This is a genomic window from Kitasatospora sp. MY 5-36 (assembly GCF_001182915.1).
GTDB lineage: Bacteria > Actinomycetota > Actinomycetes > Streptomycetales > Streptomycetaceae > Kitasatospora.
This window is the reverse complement of the sequence record NZ_LFVW01000650.1, coordinates 1-6,386: the sequence shown is the minus strand read 5'-3', so window position 1 is coordinate 6,386 and position 6,386 is coordinate 1. Positions and strand designations below refer to the sequence as shown.

General features: G+C 73.3%; 3 protein-coding genes and 1 pseudogene. 3 read left to right on the top strand and 1 reads right to left on the bottom strand.

The window, feature by feature from the left end; translation table 11 throughout:
- A partial coding sequence (locus AE652_RS32740) for a hypothetical protein (RefSeq protein WP_049658203.1) occupies positions 1-2,935 on the bottom strand: 2,935 nt, incomplete at its 3' end.
- A gap of 595 nt (positions 2,936-3,530) precedes the next feature.
- Between AE652_RS32740 and AE652_RS32735 the strand changes: the two genes are divergently transcribed.
- The 3 genes and pseudogenes from AE652_RS32735 to AE652_RS32725 form a co-directional block, all read left to right on the top strand.
- Positions 3,531-4,796 carry a helix-turn-helix domain-containing protein gene (locus AE652_RS32735; RefSeq protein ID WP_234348629.1) on the top strand — a complete coding sequence of 422 codons (1,266 nt, stop codon included), beginning with the start codon at positions 3,531-3,533 and terminating at the stop codon, positions 4,794-4,796.
- 155 nt (positions 4,797-4,951) lie between these two features.
- Complete coding sequence (locus AE652_RS32730; RefSeq protein WP_049658201.1) at positions 4,952-5,404, top strand: cobalamin B12-binding domain-containing protein; 453 nt, start codon at positions 4,952-4,954, stop codon at positions 5,402-5,404.
- A gap of 41 nt (positions 5,405-5,445) precedes the next feature.
- Positions 5,446-6,386, top strand: a pseudogene (locus AE652_RS32725) (hypothetical protein); the annotation flags it as partial.

Here is a 6,386-nt window from a genome sequence, read left to right as displayed (position 1 = left end):
CGCTCGCCTCGGACGGCGGCGTGGTGATCGGGGTGCCACCAGGGCCAGGGAAGGAGGCCGTGACCGTGTTGGTGGTGGACTGGGTGACGCCCGGCAGGTTGCAGAACACCTGCTGGGACGCGCCCGCCGCCAGGTCGAACGTCCCCGCGGCCGTCACGCACGAGGGCGTCACGGTGTCGTTCAGCGTGATGCCGGTGACGTTGACCGTGCCGGTGTTGGTGACGGTGATCCGCCAGTAGGCCGTCCCGTTAGGCGCCACGGTGGTGGTCTTGGCCCACGGGCCCGGACCCCCGGCGCCGCAGTCGGCGGCGTTGGCCGAGGTGCAGACCTCCTTGTTGATCGCCAGGGACGGGACGACGGCACTCGCCTCCGACGGCCCCGTCCTGACCGGTGTGCCGCCGGGGCCGGGGAAGGAGGCGGTCACCGTGTTCGTCGTCGACTGGGTGACGCCCGGCAGGTTGCAGAAGATCTGATGGGAGGCGCCCGCTGCCAGGTCGAACGTCCCGGCGGCTGTCACGCAGGACGGTGTGACGGTGTCGTCCAGGGTGATGCCGGTGATGTTGACCAGGCCGGTGTTGGTCGCGGTGATCCGCCAGTAGGCCGTCCCGCCGGGGGCGAGGGTGGTGGTCTTGGCCCAGGGTCCGGGGCCGCCGGGCCCGCAGTCGGCGGCGTTGGTGGAGGTGCAGACCTCCTTGAGGATCTCCAGCTTCGGCGCGCACTCGGCGCCGGGGGTGACCTGGAGGGTGACGGTGTTGGAGGTGACGGGCGGCTGGCCGTTGGTGACGGCGGAGGCCTGGTTGGAGACGGCGGTGACGGAGCAGTCGGTGGAGACCGTGGTCTCGAAGCAGATCTGCGGCGCGTCGCCGACGAAGGTCACCTGCATCTGCGGGTGGTTGCCGGGGGTGAAGGAGGACCCGTTGACGAGGGTGAGGTTGGCGATCACCTGGATCGGTGAGTCGCTGGTCGGGACGGATGAGATGTCCGCCGTCTCGGTGGTGGGGTTGAACGGGAAGGTGCCGATGGTGGTGCCGTCGGAGGCCAGGACGGTCACCGAGGACTGGGTGAAGTCGACGGTGGTGGGGTCGAGGCCGAGGAGGCTGACCGTGCCGTACGACCTCACGTGCCCGGTGGCCCCGTCGCAGTAGTACGCGGAGGGGTTGAGGCTGCCCTGGGCCTTGGTCTTCAGGCAGGGGGAGGCGCCGGTGATCGGGTCGATGGAGAACAGGTAGCCGGTGTCGCCGAGGCTGTACTTGCACTGGCCGTCGTAGGCGAAGCCGTACGGTCTGGTGTCGCCGCCGTTGACGTTGGGCGGGCCGTTGACGACGCCGTTGGTGCCGTACTGGGCGCAGGGGGCCTGGGTGTTCCAGTCGTAGCAGAACTCGGAGCTGTTGGAGGTGGGGGAGATGCTGAGGTAGATCCAGAACGGGAACTCGGTTTCGAGGTGTCCGTTGGGGGCGGTGATGGTGAGCGGCACCTGGAAGTTGGATTCGCCGGGGGCGACGTTTGTGCTGAGGAGGGTCTGCAGGCCGGGGGGCGCGGCGACGGGGTTGCCGGCGAAGTCGAAGCAGACGACGGTGCCGACCGGCGGGGTGACGGCCAGTTCGACGCCGCCGACCGCCATGCAGACGCCGGTGACGGTGCCGGCCGTGTCGTACATCTCGAAGACGTTGTCGGCGCGGGCGGCTTCGGTGCCGGTCGGGGTGACGACGGTCTTGGGGGTGGCCCAGCCGGTGCACGCGGCGTTCGTCGACGGGTCGAAGCAGGACATCACCGTGGGCAGCGGGGCCAGCTGGTTGTCGGTGACGTAGATCTTGCCGTTGATGACCCGCATGATGCCGGCGTAGTCGCCGCTGAAGGCGACCTGGCCCTCGTTGGGCGGCAGGCCGATGTCGAAGGTGCCGCAGGAGGAGTTGCCGACGGGGTCGTAGCAGAGGATCTCGCCGGTGCCGGAGACCGCGTAGATCAGCTGGTTGGGCGCCTGGACGACGCCTCCGATGACCAGGCCGGTGCCGGTCTGGAGCGGGGTGAGGCCGCAGCTGGTCTGGGCCTGGAGGTCGATGCAGCCGACGCCGATGAGTGCCTGGGTGACGCGGCTGATCGCGGCGTAGTACAGCCGGGAGCCGATCTGCACGTAGGTCGGGGTGCGGGTGCTGCCGATGTCGCCGGTGGTCGTGTCGGCGGCGGAGGAGTTCAGCGCCTGGGGCCAGGTGGCGGGGGCTCCGGTCGGGGTCGGGCAGGGGCCGTTGGTGAGCAGGTCGGTGCAGACCACGCTGGCCGTGTTGGAGAAGCCGTGGTGGTAGATGTTCCAGATCTCGGGGGTGGGGACGCCGTTGATCGTGGCGGTGTAGCGGATGGGGGTGAAGCCGTCGCCGCCGGTGGCGGTGTTGATCGGGGTGAACGGCGGCGGGATCTGGACCACTTGGCCGGTCGCCGGGGAGGAGAGCGTCGGGTTGGTGGCCTGGACGACGTTGGTGGCTGCGCCCTGGTCGGTGCCGGAGAAGGTCGTGCCGCCGTCGGTGGACCACTGCTTGGTGAAGCCGGGGGGCACCTGTAGTGAGCCGGGGACGTAGGACTGGGTCTGCGGTGTGCTGCCGGGGCCGCCCTGGATGGCGTCGGTGACGGTGGTGCTGACGGGTGCGCCGTCGGGGTTGGTCGCGGAGACGACCCAGCGGACGGTGTCGCCCTGGGCGGCCTGGGTGGTGCTGCCGGTGGTGGTGTCGGTGCCGGTCTTCGCCAGGGTCACGGGCTGCTGGCGGACGTCGTGGCGGCCGTTCCTCTGGTCGGCGGGGGCGGCCGTCGTGCCGGTGGCGGGGGTGCGGGGGTCACGGCTGGGCGCGTGTGCCACGGCGGGGGCGGCGAAGGAGCCGGAGGCCGTGGCGAACGCGAGGAGGAGGGTGAGCACGGCCCCGACGAGGCGGTCGCGGAGCGTGTCCATCCCGGGTCGGCCTCCGTGTCGGCGGCCGCGTCGACTTCGCTCGTGTCCGCTGGTGGCTGGACAGCGCCTCATGACGATTCCCTTCGGTCGAGCGGTCCGGTGTCACGCGGTGGGCTGCACAGCGGTGGGTTGGACGGCGGTGGGTTGGACGGCGCGGGGTGGATGGCGGTGGTGACGGGCACGGGGGTCGTGGAGCGGATTCGGGGTGTTGTTGACCCAATACGGACAGTGACCGTACGGGCGTAGTATGCGTGCCGAAAATCCGATAAACGGCATTAACGTGCCCGAGTGGCACGACGGTTCACCCGGATGCGCCGGGGAGGCCGCCCAGGTGGCGGGCGGGCTGTGAGGCCCGGGTGAAGGTGGTGGGTAGGGCCGGTGATCGGCCGTTGATCGGGCGTAGACGACGAGCCTGGAGCATCGGGACCCGGAGGGAACCGGTCCGGAGGCCACAGCCTGATCGCCGGGTCCCGTACGGCCGGACCACGGGCCGTACGGGCGCCCGTGGCTGACGCCGCCACCGGTCCCGACGCCAGGAGGAGTCCGGACCACGAAGGGCAGACGAGGCATGGACGGCGGGCTGTCGGTGCAAGCGGTGAGAACGGCGGCGGGTTTCGGCGAGCTGCTGCGGCTACGGCGCGAGCGGATCGGGCTGACCCAGCAGTGCCTGGCGGATCACGCGACCCTGAGCGTGCGGGCGATCCGGGACATGGAGAGCGGCCGGGTGCGACGGCCCCGCAACGAGACCGTCCGGCTGCTGGCGGACGCGCTGCGGCTGGAGGGCCGCAGCCGGACGGACTTCGAGGAGGCCGCCCGCCGGCAGCAGGCCGCGGACGAGCCGGGGGACGAGCCGGCCGCCCCGCCGGTGGCGCGCGGGGCGATCGTCGGCCGGGAGGCGGAGGCCGAGGTGCTGGCCGACGCCTTCGCCGTGCACGGGGACCGGCTGGTCTCGCTGGTCGGCCTCGGCGGGGTGGGCAAGACCCGGCTCGCCCTGGAGGTGGCCCGCCGGCTGCACCTGGCCGTCCGCTGGTCGGTGCGCTGGGTGGACTGCGGCGGCGGCCCGCACCCGTGGCGCGGGCGGCTGGACGACCTCGTCCGGGACATCGGCGAGCGGCCCGCCCTGCTGGTGCTGGACGGCGCCGACGGCGGGGTGGACGCCGGGCAGTTGGACGGGCTGTTCCGCCACTGCCCCGGACTGCGGGTGCTGATCACCGCCCGGGAGGCCCGGCCGCTGCCCGGCGGCCAGGTCATCCCGCTCGCGCCGCTGCCCGTACCGGACCCCGAACTCGACGCCGAGCCCGAGGCGTTGGCGCAGGTCGGGGCCGTCCGGCTGCTGCTCTCGCACCTGTGCCGGCTGCGGCCCGGCTACACCCTGGAGCGCTCCGAGGCGCCCGCCGTCGCGGAGCTCTGCCGCCGACTGGACGGCCTGCCGGGCGCGTTGGAGCGGGCGGCGGGCTGGGCGCTGGTGCGGTCCACCGCCCAGCTGGTGGCCGGGCTGGCGGCCGTCCCGTTCACGCTGGCGGCGCCGCCGGTGGTGTTCGGCGCGCGCGGTGACCTGCGGGACGACCTGGAGCCGGCGATCCTCCGCCTGACGGACCGTCAGCGTGCCCTGCTGGAAGTGCTGGTGGACGAGCCCGGGGACTGGTCGGGGGAGGACGCGGTGGTCCGCAGCGGCTGGACGCTGCAGACCTGCCTGGCCACGGTGCACGAACTGCTGTCGCGGGGGCTGATCCGCAGCGTGCCCGCCCGGGACGGCGTGCGCTTCACCGTCCTCAACCTGTGCCGCCGGCTGGTCCGGGAGGAGCCCGGGCCGCGGCTCGCGCCGACCGGGGACGTCCCGCTGCTGGCGGCCGCCGGCTGACCGGTTCTGCCGCCGGCCGACCCATTCTGCCGCTTAATGCCGCCGGAGCTGCCGCTTGCCGGGCCCGATCGTTCCTAGCGTTCTCCGTGGGGCCGGGCCGCCGCGCAGAACGCGACGGAACGCCATCGAGGATCACTACCGGTGAGGGCGGAGTCGTGGAGCACGGGAATGCCGAACAGAACGGTCCGGGCGGTCTGGACGTCGTCGTGACGACGACGGCCTCGGACTCGCACACCTGGAACCTGGTGTACCTCCAGTTCCTGCTGGAGGAGATGGGCCACCGGGTGACGAACCTGGGCGCGTGCGTCCCGGACGCGCTGCTGCTCTCCGAATGCCGCCGGGCCGAACCGGACCTGATCGTGATCAGCAGCGTCAACGGGCACGGCCACCAGGAGGGCCTGCGGGTGATCGAGGCCCTCCGCGCCTGCCCGGAGCTGCGGAGCACCCCGACCGTCATCGGCGGCAAGCTCGGCATCGCCGGGGCCGACGACCCGGACCGCGAACGCGCGCTGCTGGCGGCCGGGTTCGACGCGGTCTTCGAGGACGGCGCCGCGGTGGCCGGGTTCCGCGCCTTCGTCGGCGGACTGCGCTCCGGGGTGCTGCTGTGACGGCTCCCGCCGGGGCCGGTCCCGCCGGGTTCGGTCCCGCGGTGGCCGGTCCTGAACGGGCGGGCCCCGCCGGGACGGGCTTCGGCGCGTTCGTGGCGCAGGCCGCCGAGGCGGGCGCGCTGGTGGTCCAGCCCCGGATGGGCATGGCGGAGGCGGCCCCGATGCGGGCGGGCCTGCTCGCCACCCGGGGCGCGGCCGCCGTCACCGTCGGCACCATCACCCTGGACAGCTACACCCGCACCGGCGACCTCGCGGCCGCCCAACGCGCCCTGGCCGCCGGGGCGGGCCTCAACGGCTACCCGATCGCCACCCACCCCGTCGAGGTCACCCGGGCGGTGCTGCGCGGGGTCGCGGACGCGGGCTTCCCGGTGCAGGTCCGGCACGGCTCGGCCGCACCGGAGCGGATCGTCGAGGCGCTGCTGGCGGCCGGCCTGGACGCCACCGAGGGCGGACCGGTCTCCTACTGCCTGCCGTACGGCCGCACCCCGCTCCACGAGGCGGTGGCCCGCTGGCGTCGCGGCTGCGAACTGCTGGCCTCCGTCCGGGAGTTCGGCGCCGAGCCGCACCTGGAGACGTTCGGCGGCTGCCTGATGGGCCAGCTCTGCCCGCCCTCGCTGCTGATCGCCGTCAGTGTGCTGGAGGCGCTGTTCTTCCGCCGGCACGGGCTGCGCAGCATCTCGCTCAGCTACGCCCAGCAGGCCGACGCCCGCCAGGACGAGGAGGCGCTGGCCGCGCTCGGCCGGATCGCGGGGGAGCTGCTCACCGACGTCGACTGGCACCTGGTGGTGTACGCGTACATGGGTGTGTACCCGCGCTCGCCCGGCGGTGCGCGGCTGCTGCTGGAGGACGCGGCGCGGCTCGCGGTGCGCGGCGGCGCGGCCCGGCTGATCGTCAAGACCACGGCCGAGGCGCACCGCATCCCGACCGTCGCCGAGAACGTCCGGGCGCTGGAGGCCGCCGCCGCGGCCGCCACGGCGGAGCG